The 18185-nt window shown below is 67.9% G+C and carries 23 protein-coding genes and 1 pseudogene; 18 read left to right on the top strand and 6 right to left on the bottom strand.

All coding sequences use genetic code 11. The features are described 5' to 3' along the window. The first annotated feature begins 24 nt into the window (after positions 1-24). The 8 genes from ACZ5PB_RS40310 to ACZ5PB_RS40345 all read left to right on the top strand — a co-directional run bounded on the left by ACZ5PB_RS40310 (position 25) and on the right by ACZ5PB_RS40345 (position 8279). A complete protein-coding gene (locus tag ACZ5PB_RS40310; protein WP_468698392.1) occupies positions 25-753 on the top strand; it encodes a hypothetical protein in 729 nt (242 codons plus the stop codon). Positions 754-967: 214 nt separating this feature from the next. Then, positions 968-1165 (top strand): hypothetical protein, encoded by a 198-nt coding sequence (locus tag ACZ5PB_RS40315; RefSeq protein ID WP_468698394.1) that lies wholly within the window; start codon positions 968-970, stop codon positions 1163-1165. A gap of 1188 nt (positions 1166-2353) precedes the next feature. After that, complete coding sequence (locus ACZ5PB_RS40320) at positions 2354-3430, top strand: hypothetical protein (protein WP_468698395.1); 1077 nt, start codon at positions 2354-2356, stop codon at positions 3428-3430. Between the two features lie 220 nt (positions 3431-3650). Continuing rightward, positions 3651-4586 carry a nitrilase-related carbon-nitrogen hydrolase gene (locus ACZ5PB_RS40325; RefSeq protein ID WP_468698397.1) on the top strand — a complete coding sequence of 312 codons (936 nt, stop codon included), beginning with the start codon at positions 3651-3653 and terminating at the stop codon, positions 4584-4586. Between the two features lie 315 nt (positions 4587-4901). Beyond that, a complete protein-coding gene (locus ACZ5PB_RS40330) occupies positions 4902-5441 on the top strand; it encodes a GNAT family N-acetyltransferase (protein WP_468698398.1) in 540 nt (179 codons plus the stop codon). A gap of 491 nt (positions 5442-5932) precedes the next feature. Beyond that, positions 5933-7414: a replication-relaxation family protein gene (locus ACZ5PB_RS40335; protein ID WP_468698400.1), complete on the top strand. Its 1482-nt coding sequence runs from the start codon at positions 5933-5935 to the stop codon at positions 7412-7414. A 168-nt stretch (positions 7415-7582) separates the two neighbouring features. After that, the gene (locus ACZ5PB_RS40340) at positions 7583-7867 is read left to right on the top strand and encodes a hypothetical protein (protein ID WP_468698402.1); all 285 of its coding nucleotides are present in this window, start codon (positions 7583-7585) and stop codon (positions 7865-7867) included. A gap of 109 nt (positions 7868-7976) precedes the next feature. Beyond that, complete coding sequence (locus ACZ5PB_RS40345; protein ID WP_468698404.1) at positions 7977-8279, top strand: hypothetical protein; 303 nt, start codon at positions 7977-7979, stop codon at positions 8277-8279. Positions 8280-8333: 54 nt separating this feature from the next. On the opposite strand, the gene ACZ5PB_RS40350 is transcribed toward ACZ5PB_RS40345, so the two are convergent. Beyond that, complete coding sequence (locus tag ACZ5PB_RS40350; RefSeq protein ID WP_468698406.1) at positions 8334-8573, bottom strand: hypothetical protein; 240 nt, start codon at positions 8571-8573, stop codon at positions 8334-8336. 986 nt (positions 8574-9559) lie between these two features. Here ACZ5PB_RS40350 and ACZ5PB_RS40355 point away from each other — a divergent pair. The 7 genes and pseudogenes from ACZ5PB_RS40355 to ACZ5PB_RS40385 all read left to right on the top strand — a co-directional run bounded on the left by ACZ5PB_RS40355 (position 9560) and on the right by ACZ5PB_RS40385 (position 13422). Continuing rightward, entirely contained in the window at positions 9560-9835 is a 276-nt protein-coding gene (locus ACZ5PB_RS40355; protein WP_468698407.1) for a hypothetical protein, read from the top strand. Positions 9836-9963: 128 nt separating this feature from the next. Beyond that, positions 9964-11019, top strand: coding sequence for a hypothetical protein (locus ACZ5PB_RS40360; RefSeq protein WP_468698408.1), 1056 nt, complete (start codon positions 9964-9966; stop codon positions 11017-11019). A 174-nt stretch (positions 11020-11193) separates the two neighbouring features. Further along, entirely contained in the window at positions 11194-11463 is a 270-nt protein-coding gene (locus ACZ5PB_RS40365) for a hypothetical protein (RefSeq protein ID WP_468698409.1), read from the top strand. Beyond that, a complete protein-coding gene (locus tag ACZ5PB_RS40370) occupies positions 11460-12023 on the top strand; it encodes an AAA family ATPase (protein ID WP_468698410.1) in 564 nt (187 codons plus the stop codon). The genes ACZ5PB_RS40365 and ACZ5PB_RS40370 overlap by 4 nt, the downstream gene beginning before the upstream one ends. Positions 12024-12186: 163 nt before the next feature. Beyond that, positions 12187-12672, top strand: a complete 486-nt coding sequence (locus tag ACZ5PB_RS40375; protein ID WP_468698411.1) for a GNAT family N-acetyltransferase — start codon at positions 12187-12189, stop codon at positions 12670-12672. Positions 12673-12726: 54 nt separating this feature from the next. Further along, positions 12727-12969, top strand: a pseudogene (locus tag ACZ5PB_RS40380) (zinc finger domain-containing protein); the annotation flags it as partial. A 105-nt stretch (positions 12970-13074) separates the two neighbouring features. Continuing rightward, the gene (locus ACZ5PB_RS40385; protein ID WP_468698422.1) at positions 13075-13422 is read left to right on the top strand and encodes a hypothetical protein; all 348 of its coding nucleotides are present in this window, start codon (positions 13075-13077) and stop codon (positions 13420-13422) included. Positions 13423-13435: 13 nt separating this feature from the next. On the opposite strand, the gene ACZ5PB_RS40390 is transcribed toward ACZ5PB_RS40385, so the two are convergent. Both ACZ5PB_RS40390 and ACZ5PB_RS40395 read right to left on the bottom strand, forming a co-directional pair. Beyond that, positions 13436-13699 (bottom strand): hypothetical protein, encoded by a 264-nt coding sequence (locus ACZ5PB_RS40390; RefSeq protein WP_468698412.1) that lies wholly within the window; start codon positions 13697-13699, stop codon positions 13436-13438. Beyond that, positions 13696-13974: a hypothetical protein gene (locus tag ACZ5PB_RS40395; RefSeq protein ID WP_468698413.1), complete on the bottom strand. Its 279-nt coding sequence runs from the start codon at positions 13972-13974 to the stop codon at positions 13696-13698. Before ACZ5PB_RS40395 ends, ACZ5PB_RS40390 begins: the two co-directional genes overlap by 4 nt. A 121-nt stretch (positions 13975-14095) precedes the next feature. Here ACZ5PB_RS40395 and ACZ5PB_RS40400 point away from each other — a divergent pair, with 121 nt between their 5' ends. The 3 genes from ACZ5PB_RS40400 to ACZ5PB_RS40410 all read left to right on the top strand — a co-directional run bounded on the left by ACZ5PB_RS40400 (position 14096) and on the right by ACZ5PB_RS40410 (position 15966). Further along, positions 14096-14554, top strand: coding sequence for a hypothetical protein (locus ACZ5PB_RS40400; protein ID WP_468698415.1), 459 nt, complete (start codon positions 14096-14098; stop codon positions 14552-14554). Between the two features lie 354 nt (positions 14555-14908). Then, positions 14909-15343, top strand: a complete 435-nt coding sequence (locus tag ACZ5PB_RS40405) for an Imm1 family immunity protein (protein ID WP_468698421.1) — start codon at positions 14909-14911, stop codon at positions 15341-15343. Positions 15344-15480: 137 nt separating this feature from the next. Further along, positions 15481-15966, top strand: coding sequence for an Imm1 family immunity protein (locus tag ACZ5PB_RS40410; protein WP_468698416.1), 486 nt, complete (start codon positions 15481-15483; stop codon positions 15964-15966). 309 nt (positions 15967-16275) lie between these two features. On the opposite strand, the gene ACZ5PB_RS40415 is transcribed toward ACZ5PB_RS40410, so the two are convergent. From ACZ5PB_RS40415 to ACZ5PB_RS40425, 3 genes are all read right to left on the bottom strand, one after another. Beyond that, positions 16276-16437: a hypothetical protein gene (locus tag ACZ5PB_RS40415; protein ID WP_468698418.1), complete on the bottom strand. Its 162-nt coding sequence runs from the start codon at positions 16435-16437 to the stop codon at positions 16276-16278. A 409-nt stretch (positions 16438-16846) separates the two neighbouring features. Beyond that, on the bottom strand, positions 16847-17281 hold the full coding sequence (locus ACZ5PB_RS40420; RefSeq protein WP_468698419.1) for a HEAT repeat domain-containing protein: 435 nt from the start codon (positions 17279-17281) through the stop codon (positions 16847-16849). Continuing rightward, positions 17251-17925, bottom strand: a complete 675-nt coding sequence (locus ACZ5PB_RS40425; protein WP_468698420.1) for a helicase associated domain-containing protein — start codon at positions 17923-17925, stop codon at positions 17251-17253. Before ACZ5PB_RS40425 ends, ACZ5PB_RS40420 begins: the two co-directional genes overlap by 31 nt. Positions 17926-18185 lie beyond the last annotated feature (260 nt).

Raw genomic sequence — 18185 nt, forward strand, 5'->3', positions numbered from 1 at the left:
CAGAGCCCGTATTGGAGTGCCACGTTGACCTACGAGGCCCACGACCTGAACCTGACCGACCCGACGAAGGGCTACCTCAACTTCGTCTTCTCCAGTGACACGAGCCTCGGCATCGTGACGTCACTGAATGCCGAGCTGTCCATCGAGGCGTCCCAGACCCAGACACCTCACTTCCAGGAGTGGCGGGACCGGTTGGTGCCCTGCGAGCCGAGCGCGATGCACTGCATGCTCGTGGAGTCGGCGAAGATCCCGTCCTTGTTCCACCCGTGCGTCACGGAGGACAAGGACAGCCCGTCCGGGGTCAGGGGCTCGGGCTGTACCTGCCGGCGGGCGTTCTACGACCCCGAGTTCGGGATGCCCGTGGTGGCTGAGCACTTCAAGCACGTCGACACCGGCGGCACGGACCAGTGGGCCTACCAGACGTACGCCCCGCTCGATCTGCGTCCTGGCGACACCTTCAGCCGCTTCATCACCGGCCGCAGTCTGTTCTGGGTCCGGACCGAGAAGGGCGCCCTGTCGATTCTTCCGCAGCTCGAGGCCCTCGGGTACAACGTCGGCTACAGCGGCGGCGGCCCGTACACCCTGGCCGCCTACCTCACCCAGGTCGCCATGACCGATGGCCGGAGCACGGCCGCCGGCCCGCTGCACGAGAAGGCGCACCCCGCGATCCTCGCGTGGGCCACGAGCAGCGCGGCCGACCGTGGCACGAGCGAGCTGTCGCTGAGCGAGCTCAAGGACATGCTGCGGAGCTGACCGGCGCACCATCCTGGCGCCCCACGGACCAGTCGTCCGTGGGGCGCCCGCATGTGTGCCTCTTCGGGAGCCGGGACCGCGTGCGCTCCGCCCGGCGGGACGGACAGCGAAGTCGCTGTGCCAGCTGTCGGGACGTGACCGACACCGTGGCCCTGGAGTCGGCCGGAACGGGCGAGGGTGCGGGGGAGTGATCCGCCCGAGCACGGAGGCCCCGATGGTCAACCCGATCCCGATCTACATCTCGCCGGAGCACCTGGAGCACCTGGAGGAGCTCCTCGCCGCGAGTCGGCTGCGTGCGGCGCGGTTCCCGGCCCCGAAGCCGCCGCCGGTCCGGCGCCGCTCCCGGCAGCACCCCGGCGGTCGGCTGAACCCGTGGCGGACCGCTCGCCTGCGCCGACGCCACCAAGGGTGAGCCGACACGGCGAGCACCACCGCGCGTCCGGGACTTCCCCAATTGGGGAAGTCCCTTGCTCTTGCCGGGCCCGGCTACGGCAGCCGAATCTTTACGGCGTAAACCGCGACCGCCTGTGCGGCCCGACGATGCACCACCCGGAGAGTGGAGCCCATCGGGTGGGAGTGGACCCAGCCGCGATGTCCACCGGGTGCCAGTGGACTCCACTCCCGGAGCACCAACTGGTGGGGGCCCGGAACATCCCGACACCCGGTGCACCCACTGGATGTCGCCGATGCCCGGCACCGTGCGCACCGGCGATGTCGATGCCCGCCACCGTGCGCACCGGTGCGCGCACCGACGATGTCGTCCACTCCCGGTCGCCGCACCGGTGCGCATCGTGGTGTGCCAGCACTCGCCCGCCAGCGCACCGTGGTGCGCGCACCGATGCGATGGTGCGCGCACCGAGCGCACCGCCTGCCCAAGCCAGCGCGCACCGGTCGGGCGGCACCCCGAAGGGCGCGCACCGGACCCGCCCTCGCGTCACCCACATGTGATCTGCCTCACGTCCAGATGTTCCATAACGCACATTTGGGACTTCGAGGGGATCGCGGTCAAGGGGGTGTGTGATATGGGGACTTCGACCTTCCGGCCCCTTGCGATGGAGGCGTGGCGTGCTGTTCAGATGAGCACCACGCGCCGTGATACGCGCCGCGGGACGGCCGGTGCGCGCACCATCCCCGCAGTCGCGCCGGTGGTGCGCGCACCGGCCGCGCACCACCTCACCGACCGCGTGCCGGGCGCGCACCGCGAGGCGCACCGCCGCCCCGGGGGTGGATGCCGTCCTGAGGAGTGGACCGCGCCCGATGTGCCACCGCATCCGATGCACGACATCGCGAGGGAGAGTGCACGGCAGCCGATACCCGCCCCTCCACCGGTCTGACCAGCCAGAGACAAGGGGGTGGCATCGTGGGCGGGCGAGTGGTCGATTGGCAAGCCGGGTATTGCTCCTTGGAACGTGTCCGGGGAACGCGTCCGGACGCAGCGACCGCTGGGGGAGTGGTGGGGAAAGCGAGCAGGACGAAGAAGCAGCGAAGCCGCGAGACCACGTCAGGCTGGCAGGCAACCGCAGCAGCCAGAGAAGCGCACCAGCGGCGTCGGAGCACGCTCCAGCTCCTGCCTGAGAATCCCTTCGTACGGGCTCTCTTGATGCAGAACATCAGCACACGTATGTCTGAGTTGCGGACGGTGCTGGCGCACAGCACCGTGCCGGTGCGCGAGCGCGAGAACCTGTCGTTCGCCATGTTGCTGGGTAAGCAAGGCCTCGGCCCGCCGTGGCCGGCGGGACCACAGCAGGCCTCTGAGTGGCAGATCAATCAGATACTGCACGTACTGGAGACGGCAGACGTGTGTGTCATATCGCCGGGCGCCCACGCTGCGGTCATGGCAGCGGCCTCGACACTTGAGCCCGCAGATGTCACCACCTTGGACCGGGACAGCGACATCCACGCACCCACCGGCCTTGTCGTGCTTCCGGAACCGGTCGTCATCGTCAACCGCGGCGGGGCACTGTCGGACACCGTGGCCTTCGGCTGGCAATTCGTCACGCAGCACCAGGTACTCCCCACCGCCACCTACAAAGGCGTGCAGGTCTCCACGTTCATGGATCGCGACGGCCCGATCCAGCCGGCCGACTGGCGCATGGTGGTCGAACAGGCCCGCGCCAACCACATGCCGTTCCCCCCGCTGGTGCCCGACGGCATGTACGGGATGCGCGGAGACCGCGCCTCCGCGGACAAGACCGACGCCGACCTGGCCAACGTCAATGACGAGCACCGCAAGCTCAACCAAGCCCTCAACCGGGCAGCGCGGCCCCAGAGCGTTCCTGACGTCGGCGAATGGGACGGCGGCCGCATCGAGGACATCAACGACGACTTCACCGCCCGCTACATGTTCGCGTTCTGGCGCCTCGCCTCCCACGGCACCACCACGATCGGCCCCATTAACCCGCGCAGGAAAAGCACCACCACCGACTCCGAACAGCGGGACACACAGCGAGACATCCGCATCGTGCGTCTCTCACACCAGATCCCACCGCAGCGCACCGGATCCGACGAAGAAGGCAAGGGCCGCGTCTACAACCGGCGTTGGCCAGTGCGGATGCACAAGGTTCGCCAGTGGTACCCCAGCACGCAGGAGCATCGGCTGATCTGGCGAGGCCCCTACATCAAGGGGCCTGCAGATGCTCCTTTGGTCATGGGAGAGAAGGCTTACCTGATCGACTGAGCTGGACCTCCCGCATCGCGGTGGGCGTGACCTGCATCGCCTGACAGCGGCCACCCGGAGTTCCCCAAGTACGGCCAGCACAGAGGTGACGTTCGGTAGCGATGTGGCGGGACGGTTTGACACGGCCATCGAAGTGATCATGGTGTCCGACGCGGTAGTGATTCGTTTCTTCTCGTGGGGCGGTCATGGGGATCGCCGATCATGGAAAGAGCACTCCTCGATGACGCAGCCTGTTCGCATCGTGTTCCGCTCCGCACTGCATGACGCGCCCGCCGTTGGCGAGGGCCTGCGGGTGGCGCTCTACCAGGGCCAGGGGCCGGTCGGCAGCCGGGAGGCAGTGGCGCAGAACATGGACCGGCTGGACGAGGTCTCCGCTCTGGCCGCGGCCTACGACTGCCAGGTGGTGGTGTTCCCCGAGAAATACACCACCGGCTACGCGATCGACCCCGGCCAGTGCCGGGAACTGGCAGAGCACCGCGAGGGCCCTTCCGTCGACCGGGCCCGCCTGGCCGCCAAGGAGAACAGCCTGGCCCTGGTCCTGCCCTACCCCGAACGCGACGGGAGTGACTTCTACGACTCCATCAGCGTGATCTCCGTCGACGGGCAGGTGGCCGCCAACTACCGCAAGACCCACCTCTACGGAGCGGCGGAGCGACGCAACTACTCCTTCGGCCAGGAACTGCCGCCCCTCGTGACGATCAATGGCATCACGGTCGGCGTGCTGAACTGCTACGAGTGCGAGTTCCCCCCGCTGTACCAGTACCTGGCCGAGCACGGCGCACAGATCGTGCTGGGCCCCACCGCCGCCGACGGCCACTTCCGTCTGGCCGACGGCACCATGAGCCGCGTTCCGTACCAGGACGCCACCCGCCACATCATCCCCGCCATGGCCAGCATCTGGCGTCTGTTCGTCGCCTACGCCAACCGCCGCGGCTGGGAACAGGTCCCCGCCGGCGCCTGGCAGTACCAGGGAAACTCCGGCATCTGGGGACCAGACGGCGAACCCCTGGTGGTGGCCACCGCCGAGGACCGCCACCATGACTGCCTCCTGATCGCCGACTGCCTGCCTGCGACCATCCCGCCTTTCAGCCCCGAAGGCCATCACCCCACCGACAACCGCCTCGCCCTCAATCCCCTCCTACGTCCCGCCCGCTGACCACAGAAGCCAGCAACCTGGCGATCCACACAGCGTCACCATCCATGGCCACATAACTCCCCGCTGCCTGGCCGCCAGTGGGGAGATCCAACTGGCCACTATCAATCGCCTCGGGAGTGCCCGACATCGCGATGGAGAGCACACAGCATCCGATGCCCACGCCGGGCCGGGGCAGAGCTTCGTTCCTTGACTGGGATGGACAAGGGGTGGCGCGCCGAGACGGGACGATGCCCCGGGTGTCTATGAACGGTCCCTTGACCCCGGAAATGATTCGCAGGCTTCCTCTGGATCTTGCAGGGTGGATAGGGTCACCGGATGGGGCGCTTGATACCGATCGAACCGTTGACGGAACCGCTCGCGGATGGGGTGGTTGCTGTGAGATTCCGGCGTGAGTCGGATCTGCATGCGATCGGGGCGGCAAGCCATGACCCCGACACGCGTCGGTGGCTCGATGACACACCGATGGATGAGGCTGCTCGCAGCACGAGCATGTCCCGGGTCGAAGAATCTTGGCGAACGGGGGAGGCGGCCCCGCTGGTGATCGCCGACGCCACGACAGAGGAGCCCATCGGGATCGTCAACCTGCAGTTCCGGGACGATGACACGGCCACCATCGCCTACAGCGTGTTCCCCGCCCATCGCGGCCGGGGCATCGCCCCTCGGGCCGTGCAACTGGTCGCGGGATGGGCCTTGAACGGTCTGGGCCTGACTCAGATCCTGCTTGAGGCCGCCGCGGAGAACACAGCCTCAGTCAGGGTGGCCGAGAAGTGTCAGTTCCAGAAGATCGACAGCCGGGTTGAGGCAAGCGCAGAAGGCCGGCACACGGTGATCGTGTTCGCTTGCACGAAGAACTGATCCTGGAAGCAGGCCACTGGTCGACCTCAACAGGATCAAAATGCTCAAGCGCCAGATGTTCGGCCGCGCAGGCTTCGAACTCCTAAGCCAGCGAGTCCTGTTGGCGTGACCGAGCGGCACCAGGACCCAGAAAGTGGGCCAGAGCCCAAACTCGCCGACATGGACACGGGCAGCTTTCGCGATGTCGTCTCCATCGGTGCCCTCTGCGTACAAGCCGCGCGGCTTGTACGTCCGGCCTGTTGACCACGCCTTCGGAGCCGGGGCCGGTGAGCAGAGGACGGAGCCGGGACAGATGCACCCGCCTGTGGCGTCGCTCACGGACAAAACGTCAGGACAAGGGGTTCAACCGGGCGGAAATGACGGCCGTCGGCGGTGAGCGTTAGACAGCGGACAAGGGGTCACTTTCCACGGTGGCTCCGGCCCGTACGCAGATCCGCGTGCGGGCCGGACAGCGCCGACCCGGCCGTCAGGCCGGAGGAACCGAGGACACCGTGCCCACCGACTTCACGTCTGCCCCCGCCCGCGAACCGCACGACACCGACGACCAGGCGCCCGCCGACGACGTCGACCAGACCTCGCAGACCCCCTCCACGGGCCCCTCCATCGCCCCCTCCACGCCCTCTTCGCCGACCCGCCGTGTCTCCGCAGGTCAGCCCCACCAGAACAGGGCCCCCCACGCGTTCGACAACCCTTCTGTGTCTTCGCAGCAGACCTGGAAGCCGACCCACACCCGGAAGAAGGAAGTACTGAAGGCTCTCGGGATCTTCCAGAGGGCGACCGCGGAACACCTGTGGCGGATGCTGCGCCCCGGCGACCAGCACGACCGGATCACCAGGGACACCCTCAACGCCCTCAAGGGCGAGGGGAAGGTCCGGGTGGAGACGCGGCTGGAGTCGGGACACAAGCTGTGGGTGCTGACCGAGCGAGGACACAAGGAAGCCAAGCAACTGCTCCCGAAGAGCGTGCGGATGTCCGTGCTGCGCAAGCCCGAGTTCGACGACGACGGCGAACCGGTCACCGGCGAGGGCTTCGACGAACACGCGGCCGCCGTCACGATGACCGCCGCAGTCCTCTCCGGGGCCGGGTTCGGCACCCCGCTGTCCTGGCAGACCGAGATCGCCCACCGCCTGCCGTACGGGTACACCCAGTACGCCGACCTGACGATGCGCGCCCCGGACGCTGGGGTGCCCGCGATGCTCCTGGAGGTCGACCGCGCCACCGAGCCCGTCGACGACCTTGTCGCGAAGCTGCGCCGCTACACCGACTGGTTCGAGCTCCTGGCGCCGAAGGCCGACGCGGACAAGGAGAAGGCGGCCCGGCGGCGGGGTGCGGCGGTGCACGACCTCCGGCTGTGGTCGCGGATCTACCCGGCGACCGGCCGCGAGGGGTACGTGCCGGTGGCGTTCGTGTTCACGGGGAAGAGCGCCGCGCAGCGGGAGAGCCGGATGCGGCGCCTGGAGCAGGGCGCCCGCTGCTACTTCGCCGGTACCCCGTATCCGTGGGCCGGATTCACGGCCGTCGACTACCACCAGGCGGTGCCCGTGGTCGTCACCGAGCTGGAGCGGATCACCGCCGACCTGTCCGGGGCAGCGGGCAGGGTGTGGCGGCGGCTCGGACGTGAGGAGTGGCAGACGCTGAACGAGGCGCTGGACAACCCAGACGGCGAGCGCCTGTACCGGGTGGAGGCGGAGCAGTCCCGCAGGCGTCAGACGGAACACGAAGCCGCGGAGCGGGAGGCGCAGCGGCCGGTGTGCGCCCGCTGCGGGACGAAGTTCTCCGATGAACGCTGGCAGTCGGTCCTGCAGACCTCATGGCGGAGCACCGGTGATGACCTGTGCGGGCCCTGCGCGAAGGACGACCGCGACCGGGCGGAGGCTGAGCGCGCAGCTCGCGAGGCGAAGGAGGTCGCGGAGCGGGAAGTGGCCGAAGCGGAGGCGAAGAAGGGCCGCGGCCTGTTCGGGCGTCGCTGGTAGTCGCGGGCAGGCCCGGGGGAGGGCGGGCGGTCTGGGGTGCGTGCCTGCCCTGGGCGGGCGCCACGGCGCGACGCTAACGGGGCAGGTCCTCTACGTTTCCGCCGCTCGGTCGCGCGACCGCGTCTCCATCCGGGAGACCGGCGCGGCCGGGCGGAGAGGACCGTCACGATGACCCTCATCGAGCCTGGCCTGGCCGTACGCAACGGCTTCGTCGAAGGGCCGCTCGCCGACGCCGCGCTGTCCCGCGCGGCCCGCGCCGGGCAGCTCCTGGACGAACTGCAGGAGCAGGTGCCCACGCTGACCGACGGCCAGCTGCGCGACGGCGTGCACCGGGCGATGCGCCGCTTCACCCAGGAGCAGCCGCCCGTGCGCCAGGTCGACAGCATCACCGCGCTGATCCGCCGGGGGGTGCGCATCGACTTGGTTGTCCCCGGCCGTCTGCCCTGTGCCTGATGCCCGCCTCGCGGGAGGGCACCCCCGCGCCCTCCCGCAGGGCGGGAGAGGCCGAACTATCGGTCGCCGCGGGCCTTCCGGTGTCGGTGGTGGCTGGGAGGCTGGCCGGATGAACGAGGGTGACGAGCAGCTGCTGCGCGGCCGGGTGTACGGCCACGACCATGACGATCCCCACTCGGGCCCGCTTCCGCGCCGGACGTACGCCGCCTTGGTCGGCGGACCGCTGGACGGACTGCTGCTCGACATCACAGGCTGGCGGCCTGAGGAGATAGACGACGGCGTCGCCCTGATGACCAAGCTGGGGCGCTGGCCCGGTGGGCGGGCGCTGTACGACCCGCGCCCCGGGGAGCCGCGCCCGGCGGGCGGGCCGGGTGTGGTGTGCCGCTTCCACTACTCCGGCGACACACCCTGACCCACCCAGGCACTGGTCGCGAACTGGCCACGGCGGACCGCGCGATGCACGAGGTCAGCGGTCGGGCAGCTTGCGGCGGAGAAGGTCCATCGCCTTCTTCACGTCTTCCAGCTGGTCTCCGAGTACTCGCATGCGCCAGTCCTCGCGCTCCATCCGGGCAGCGACCGCCAGTGACGCGAACGTCTGCGCCATCACCGCCGCGTCCGCATCGCCCTGCTGCACCTTCTTGGCATAGCTCACAGCGAGACCTTCGTACCGCTTTGCGCGTTTTTCCGCTTCTTCGTGTTCCGGCATGTGATCCCCTCCCAGGTTGTCCTTCCCCCGTTGTACCGACCGCGCTCCGCAGTCGGGGCGTCTGCGGATTCTTTGGGCCGAGACGTTGTCCACAGATCCCAGGTCAGCGCCCACTTCTCGCCTGAATCTGTCCACAGGGAATCCGCTTTACGGTTCGTGTCCGCTTCCGGGTGTGAGGTGCCGGGATGCAGATCGAAAGGGCACGGCCATGGCACAAACCAAGCTCGACAAGCAGATAGAGAAGGACGCTGAATCCCTCGTGCTCGGGATCGGCTGGGTCCTGGGCGGCCGGGACCTGGACGGCGTGAAGCGGACCGACGCCACGTTCTGGCACGCGGGCACCCGGGTGCTGCCGAAGGTGGAGGGCAAGGTCCCGCGCCGCTCCTACAAGCCCGGGTGGCGGCGCCTGTCCTTCCGCCTCGCCCTCGGAGCGGGCGTCGCGGAGAGCGGCTACCTCTCCACCCGGGACCTGGACGCCACCACGAGCACCCTCCAGGAACTGTGGGACAACCGGGAGTCGGCGCTCGCCGCGCTGGAGCCCGGCGGGATCTGCGCAGCCTCTGTCCTGACCGTGGGCAGCGCGGCGTACATGGTGCTGACCCGTGAGCGCCGCGAGCTGATGCGCGAGTGGGTCGGCCCGCTGCACGACGCCCTCCACCGGCCGCTCGGGCTGGCGGAGCAGACCGAGCCGCGCCGCTACCTCCACGTCCCGAAGAACTTCTCCGACGACGACGCGGAGATACGCATCGACCTGCCCCGTCAGCTGGGCTTCTCCCGGGAGGTCGTCGCCGACCTCATCACCCAGAAGCTCGCCCTGGAGGGCGTGAGCTTCGCCTGGCACCCGGAGGGCCGTAAGCCGTACGTGCTGGTGAAGAAGACCCGCAAGCCCCGACTGAACGGCCCTGTCCGCTCCAGCCGACACGATCCCCTCGCCCCGGAGAACACCCGGTTCACCGGGCACAGCACAGAACAGGAACACCGCCACCATGTGGAAGACCACCCAGAAGAGCACCCTCCCGCAGCAGCTGCGCCTTACCGACCCGGGCGTCCACGAGCAGCTGGCCACGGTGATCCTGGCGCGGTTCACGGCCGACACCTGGCAGCGCCTCGCCCCAATGGCGGGCCCCGCCCCGAAGCAGAGCCCGCACACGGGCCGCTTCCACGTCGTCCAGCAGGACACCACCCACGAAACGCAGGCGGTCCTGATGACCGACGTCGACGTCGTCACCTGGCTCACCGACCCGCAGGACACGGAGAGCTGACTGCCGGACATCTGAGAAGGGGGTGCCTGCCTGAGTGGTGGGCACCCCCTTGGTGTCCCGGTGGAAGGCACCTCCGTTGTCGGACCCTGTCCGTAGCCTTGGCTGAAGTACCTGAGACAGGAGCGCACGTGGCCCGCAGCGGAATCAACAAGCGTGAGATCGACAAGTGGGCGAAAGACTTGGTCAAAGAGACCAACAAGAGCCTGGAGCGGGAGCAGCAACGAAACCCGCCCCGTGTATCCGCCCAGCTCGATGCCACCACCGGCGCGGTCCCGGGCGGCGGGGTGACCGAGAGTAACGGCCTTTTGGCGCGGCTGTTGCTGTGGCTGGACGGCCGTGAGAAGGACAACCCGTCGGGCTACATCAACGTGGCCGCCTTCCCCGAGGAGCTCCGGCTGGAGGACGAAGACCCGGTCATCCTGGCTCTTCAGCTGGACCAGCACGGCCTGGTGGAGCTCCTGCGCGCCATGGGGCCACGGACCCATGTCCGTCTCACTGACGCCGGCCGCGTCGCCGCGCGCCAGCTGAAGGACCTGCAGAAGGACCGCGCCGCCCGGATCCGCCACACGATCGACGCCCTGCTGCGGTGGCTCTTCGACGCCGCCAGCGACCAGACACCCGTCAACCCGGCCCTGTTCCTTACGACCCCCAGCTCCTACTTCGCCGGAACAGAGATCAGCGGAACAGATCTGCACCAGGCCCTCGTCTACCTGGCAGAACACGGCCTCATCGACCACAGCGACACCGACCCGGCCACGGCCGCCATCACACCTCAGGGCACGAGCTGCGCCCTGGCAGGAGGAAGCGTGCAGGACCACATCAACCAGCCCCGCCCCGGCACCACGTACAACACCTACCTGCCCAACGCCAAGGGCGTCATCGTCGGCGAGCAGCAGCACTTCACGCAGAACAACACCGACGGCGTCGACCCGGCCTTGTTCATCCAGGCCGCCGGGTACATCGGCCAGGTCAGCACCATCCTGGGGATGCCCGACGAGGACCGGGTGGAACTGGAGCGCGTCGCCCAGGACCTCCACGACGAGGCGACCTCCGGCAACCCCGAGCCCGGCCGTCTGCGCCAGTTCGCCACCCAGCTCAAGACCAAGCTCCTGGAAGGCACCTCCACCATGGCTGCGACGCAGGGCGTCCAGCTCATTGAGCAGGCCCTCGCCGCGCTCACGTAGTAGCCGCGTACACACCCACCACGGGCCCCGGGGAATCAAGCCATGACATCCCCGGGGCCCGGCTCTATGGAGTCACCCGGTCCAACGATCCACACCCAGCAACGTCACCCTGCCAAGCACTGGTTGAACAGGAGCAGGGGGAACAGAGGCAGGGAACTGCGGTAGACCAGAACCATGAACAGCCAAGAAGCGCTCTGCGTCCGCTGCGGCAGCGCAGACACCCGAATCACCCGCATCGACCAGACCAGCGCGGACGGCGACTGCTTCCGCTGCGACAAACCCTTCCAGGCCACGCCCTGCCAGAACTGCGGCGGCTACCGCATCGACGGGTCCTTCGGAGTCTCCGGCAGCAGGTTCGAGAGCCTTCCCGAAACCGTGACGTGCTGGGACTGCGGCCACGCCAACCCGCTGCGCGATCCCGGCCCGGAGAGCGTGACCGCGTGACGCCTACCCCGCCCGGCACTGTCGGTACCGAGGACACGCGCCTGATCGTGGTCCGGGGCAACAGCGCCTCGGGGAAATCGTCCGTTGCGGCCGGCCTGCGCGAGCAGTTCGGCCGCAACCTCGCCATCGTCGGCCAGGACAACCTGCGCCAGACCATGCTGCGCGAACGCGACCGGCCCGGCGGCGCCAACATCGGCCTGATCGACCTCACCGCCCGCTACGCCCTGGACAACGGCTTCCACGTCGTAGTCGAAGGCATCCTGTACGCCGACCGCTACGGCCTCATGCTCCAGAACCTGGTGCGTGCCCATCGTGGTGTCTCGCGCTGCTACTACCTCGACGTGCCGTACGCGGAGACGGTGCGGCGGCACGCGACGAAGCCGGATGCCGAGTACCTCACACACGTCACGCCCGATCACCTCAGCGACTGGTACCGGGCGGAGGACCTGCTGCCCGACGAGTTCGAGAGCGTCATCGGCGTGAAGAGCACCCTGGACGACACCATCCAGCAAATCCTGCGAGAAAGCGGGCTGGACCAGATCCCCCCGATCGACCGCTGACGATGGTTGGGCGGTCTCTCGGCTCCTGCTGCACACAGGCAGAACATCCCCGGGGGCCCGACTGCGGAGCTGCGGGCCCACCCTTCCGTGCCCGGGGAGCCCTCGCCCACACCACCGCCCCAGATCCCGCTGATCCGCCCACCGCGAAGGAGCTGACTGCCGCATGGTGACCCTGCGCGCACTGCGCCCCGCCGACGCCGCCGCCCTCACCCGCATATACTGCGGCGCCTCCATCCGGCGTACCACCGGCAAGCCCCTCACTCTCGACCAGGCCCACGAGAAGATCCGCGCAGCCCTAGCCCGAGCCGCCGAAACCCCACGTGCGCAATGGAGTTGGGGCATCCTCGACGAAGCCGAAATGATCGGCCTGATCTCCCTGCGCCGACGCACCCCGACCATGGGCACCCTCAGCTACATCCTTCGGGACGACAGCTGGGGCCACGGTTACGCCACCCACGCCGCCCGCCAGGTCGTCATCGTCGCCTTCACCACCGTCGGCCTCAACCGGCTAGAGGCGATGCACCACCCCGACAACCCCGCCTCCGGCCGCGTCCTGACCAAGGTCGGCTTCACCCGCGTCGGAACGGCCGCCCAGAACACCGGGACCGTCCCCTACGAGCTGTACGCGCTGGAGACCAGCGGCATCTGAACCAGCGCAGGCGCAGGGCCCGAACGGCTGCTCCTGATCGACCGGTGACGGCCCATGAGGCCCGCCACCGCAGGTACGGTCAGCTTCACGGCACGCAAGACGGCACACACCACCGGACCCAGGGGGGCCAATGGGCGTGGAGAGCGAACCGCAGAGCATCCGTGGGGCGGCGAGTGGCGGCGCCATCTCCGCTCCGATGCCGAGACGGATCTTGTGCGCTCGTGGAAACGCCGTGTCGAATGCCCGACGTGCAAGGCAGCCGCAGGGCGGGCCTGCCGCACCGCCGGTGGCCGCCCGACCAACGAACACCGTGCACGCCGTGACGCGGTCGGCCCCATCCCGTACGCGAAGTGGCGAAAGGAGGGCCGCATCCCGGAGCAGCGGACATACACGATCCCGGCCGTGCTCAAGGAGTCGGAGAAGGCCCGCGTCGACTTCCATGTGGACACCGCCCTGGCCGACGGTGTGGCGGTCGTCCGCATGTTCCTCGCCGAACGGCTCGGGTTGTTCCTCCAGGGTGAGGAGGCCATGGACCGCATCGACGACGCCGTGCGCAAGCTGATCGAGGTCCGCGGCCCGGAGGGGACGGCCGACGTGGTCACAGTCCTCGCCAGCCAAGTCGTCTCGCTGCTGGCCGCGGGCGCCGGTCCCGACGGCGATCCGGAAGCCCTGTTCGACACCGTGATCCGCACGCAGATCAACATGGCCCGCAAGATGCAGAAGTTCCAGAAGGAGCGCGCCGAGGGCTGACCCGTCCGGCTCGCTACGCGTGGCTCTCACCGGCAGCGGCGTAGCGGGTGAGGTCGATACCGGCCGTACGGGCTTCCTTGAGCCGGGTCGACACCAGGCCGGCGGATACGGACAGCTCGCGGGCGATCTCGTACCCCTTGAGCCCCTGGCGGTGGAGTTCGATGATCCGGTCCCGGCGCTGGCGGGACCGCTCCTCGTACGTGGTGCGGTCCTCGAAGCGGCCGGCGAGTTCGCGGGCCGTCATGGTCCGGCGCTCACGGTGGGGTTCGTACGTCACGGCGTCCCCCTCATGTAGTCGAGCATCGCTGCGGCGCGCTCCTGCCGGTGTGCGGACCGGGCCGCCCCCGCCCCCGCGCCGCCCTTCTTGCCGCGGGCGGACTGGATGGCGATGAAGGTGGCCTCGTAGACGGCCGGACCGTCCTTCCACATCCTCGACCGGGTCGTGATCCACCGGTGGATGCTGTTGGCGATGGCACGCGCCTCGCCGGTCGGCAGCGGCTCCGCGAACTCGGCGTTCCGGGTGTGGACTTCTGCAAGGATGGCCGTGTGCAAAGTGTCAGGGCTGCCGAAGTGATGGCGGACCTCGCGGTACGCCCAGGGTTCGGGCCGTCTCGAAAACCGAGCAGTGGTGCTCCAGCCCGTTGACCTCGAACACGTCGGTAGCATCATGGACATGCCCGATGTATGGATCGGCTTCAATGCGCGTGACCGGCATAGGTACTGGTGGCGGAATGTCATTGGGACGTTGTTCCTCGCCGGTGTGGTGGTGGCGATGATCTTGACCGCGCATGAGCCCGGCAAGTGGTGGTGGGTCGGCGGCTTCGGGATCCTCGTTGTTGCTCTGTTTCTCGGCACGGTCAACGTGATCTATGGCCGGACCCTGCTGACTGCGAGAGGGCTGGAGTTCCGCACCTTCGTCAGCAGGCGAGCCATCTCCTGGAGCGAGGTCGCCGACATCGAGGAGCGACAGCGCGTGACAGGGGGCGGGATCTGGTGCGACCTACGGGTCGTCAGGATCCGTGGGCGTTCGCTCGGGATTCCAGGGACGGCCACCAACCGGATCATGGACGCCGAGCTTGAACGGAAGCACGCGGCCATCCAGGAGTGCTGGTCCCGCACGGTCGGCGACTGACGGGGATCATGCCGCGAGGACCAGGCGGTGCAGTTCGGCGGCATCGAGGGCTTAACCTCCCCTTGCACGGGGTGTGCCGGGTCCAGGCCGTGACGGCGGGCGAAGGCGGATCGCCGCCGGTGCCCTCGGCGGGCAGCAGGGCGTACCGGGTGATCTCCTCGTGGGTCAGGGCCACGCGTGCGATGTGTCCCAGCACCCGGTGCGTGCGACGAAGTCGCGTTCCACGTCCTCTCGCGGCGAAGTCCCCGACGTACAGGAGCGCGGCCGGGCGGGGGCGCGGGCGGCACGGTGTCAATGGTGTATGGGCACCTATGGAAATGGTCGGGCGAACAGGAGAGGAAAGGTCTGGTGACCATGCGCGGAACTGCGGCGTATTGCTACCACGCAGAAGGTAACCCTCGCATTCTCAGAGATTCGCGGGATGTGGACGAGATGGTGGACTCTCTCCTTGAGGGTGGTCTGCTGGGTTGCGCTGCGCAACTTCACTCATTGGACAGAAAGGTTCCAGGCGTCGAAGCGCCTGATCACGTGTTGTATGTGGGTGTAAATAAGGAGAAGGGGGTAGGTGTCCTGATGTCCTCGGATATAAAATGCGACAGCGAAGAACTCCACTTCTCCGTGGGGAGTGCTGAGCTCGATCAAAGCCCTGTGTATTTTGCGGGGAACGAATACCCGGCGTTCTCGCAGATGCCACTCGAGAAGGTGCGTCAAGCGCTCAAGGAATTCATAGAATCCGGAGGGGTTCGGCCCGCTTGTGTGGAATGGGCTGAACTCACGTACGACGATTGATCAGGTAGGCCGGTGAGTACGGTCTACGAGAAGCGAGGTGTCGAGGTAAAACGACCCTCGACTCCTGGTGATCACTGAACCTCGTTTACCAATTCGCACCCCTATGGTAATGGCTCGGTTAATAGAAAGGGTAAAAGGTGACGGTGCGTGGCGTTCAGGCTGTATTTCGCCCGGAGCACAATGAAGACCCGCTAGTTCTTTTCACGCCTGCCGATGTTGACGAGATGATCGACATTCTGCTGGAAAGCGGGCTGGGTGAAAATTCCGTCGAACTGAGGTCGCTAGAGCGGCCTCTCAACGGGCCGCACGAATTGCCAGATCACTGGTTCTTCGCCGGAGTTCGCAGGGATCGAAATGCTGGAGTTCTGGCTTCAGGGGACGAAACTTGTGAAGCTCCGAGTGTGCGCTCTGTCGGTAACCTCGAAGCGCAGGAAGGTAGTCCTTTGCTCACGTTCGCCACCGCGACTGAGTCGGACATCGTGCGCTACTCTCAGAATGGCAGTGCGTTCGAATTTCTGATCTCCTCGGAAATCTCCATCGAGGATGTGCGTGAAGCGGTCAAGGAATTTGTAGCATCCGGCGGAAAACGCCCGTCCTGCGTCAACTGGGCCAACGAAGAATAAGTAGAATATTTGCGGTGTCCCACCGAATTTTGGTGGGACACCGCAGTTATGTCGGGCGATTGTGGTGGGTCGCAGCGTGTGACGCTGGAGGGGGTCTTTTTGGTGTGCGGGGTGTGGTCTGGCCTGGTGTGTTGTGGATTCGTTGAGAGGCCCGATGTACGGGTTCCGTGGGTAGTTCGGGATGAGTGCGCTGGGGCTATACGTGGTGTGTTGAGTGGGATGTGTTGTGTGGTGGGTAGTTCTAGCGTGTAAAGGACCGGACGCTGTCTTTGCTGGTAAGCGCTGTTTCGCCTGCTCGGCGGGCGGGGGTTAACGCGTCCGGGTGCGGGGGCGGTGGTGGGTTTCTGCGAGATGGTCCAGCCGGACGTCGTCCAGGGATGGTTTGGTGATCCGTTCACTGCCGTCGAGGATGCTCGTGATCGCGGCTTGGCGGATCAGCCGGGTCAGGCCCCCGATCTCACCGCGCCGCATACCGCACCACCCGCACTGGGCCGCCCGTACGCCGGGCTGTGCGCAGCTGGCACCCGAACGCCACCGGACCCACCACCGCACCCCCCACCCGCCACAGCGCTCGCTCTACAACGTCCTGCTGCGTAACGAGCTTGTGATCCTTGCGACCCCAGGACGGCAACGCCCGCTCCAGCGCGCACTCCGTGGCACTGCCCATCCTCACCAGGGTGCGCCGGCCCGCCGCGTTCAGCAGCACCTCCGCATCCCACCGCCATGCCTCGCCCTCATGCCGAGGCCGGTGGCCTGCCCCCTTCCAGCAGGACAGCAACGCCTTCTCCTCAAGCCCGTAGGCGGCGGCAACCCGGCACAGGGAGGAGAACGTCGTCTCCCCGGCCAGGGGAGACACACAAGACCCCAGCGGACATCCGCCTCACCCTCCCACGCTCTGTGACCACTCCAGCAGTTCTGCGGCGCCCTGACGAACGACTGCTTCCGGATCGTGGGCCAGCCCTTCGCACGCGGCCAGGAAGCCCGGCATTCCGGCGCCTCCGGCGAAGGCGTCGTGCACCCCGGTCTGTATCCAGTCGGCGTGGCTGTCTCCGGCTCCGGCCACCGCCCGCGCAAGCACCTGGACCGATACCGCAGTCCCCGCCCGTACCAAGGCCTCTGCCGTCTGCCGCGTCACCGCCGTGTCCTGGAGGTCCAGGAGCAGTCCCACCAGCGCCTGCGCGGCCTCGGGATCCCCGGCGAACGAAGAGAGCACCCTCCCGGCCTGCGCACGCCGGCCCCACGAAGCCGACGATGCCCCCGCCAACGCCTCCAGCACCCCTTCCACTACGACCGCCCCGCCCTCGCCGTTGTCCATCGCATCCCCAACTGGTCGAGTTCGGCCCGTCGTTCGTCGGTGAGTTTCTCCGCACGCTTGCGAAGGTTGTCCAAAACCATCCCCAGCTTCACCTCACGACCGCCAGCGCCGCTCTGAGCCCCTCCCGGACCCTCACGCGACTCCAGGTACTCAATGTGCTTCCTCGGCACCACAAGGTGCCCCTCACGCGCGTGGAACTGCTGTGCCGCTGCGAGGTTGGTGGCCCACTTGTCGTCCTGGGTCCGCTTCACCGGCCGCTCGCTCTCGTCCGCCGGCCCCAGCCCCAGCGCGTTCTCCAACAACCACTGCTGCGCCGGTTGCAGCGCGTCCCATCCGTACCGGCAGCCTTGTACCCACCGTCCGAGGTCTTCGCCCTGGACCAGGAGCACACCGGCCTCGGTGGGCAGGGTGCCACCGTGCTCCAAGTGATGCTGCGCCAGCCGGAGGCAGCGTTGCCATCCGGCGTCCCAGGCCGGGCACCACCCGGGGTCGATCTCGTGCAGGGCCTCGCGCCGCTTCCAGGACAGCCCACCGGCCACTGCTTCGTCATCGTCGGGGATCTCGATGCCCTGCTCTGCGAGCTCCTGGAGCCGGGCGTCCACGAGCCGGGCAGCCGTCCGCAAATTCTTGGCCCAGGTCCCCACGGGGTGTCCGCCGATGCCCACGGCGGTGGCGGGTGGGAGGAAGTGCCCGTGTTCGGCTGCCCAGTGCCGAACTCGTCCAGGCCCTCGTCGAAGCTCTCGGGAGCCCGAACCCGGTCGGTCCACCCCAGGCTGTTCGGGGGCGGCAGGCCGGCTCGGGGTGGCGGGACTCCTGGACGGTGAGCTGTCGGTTCATCTGCCTGCGGTAGGTGTCGTCGACCAGGTCGACCACGCGCAGCAGGTCGTAGGCGCGGACCTGGCCG

The organism is Streptomyces sp. NPDC032721, assembly GCF_055579625.1.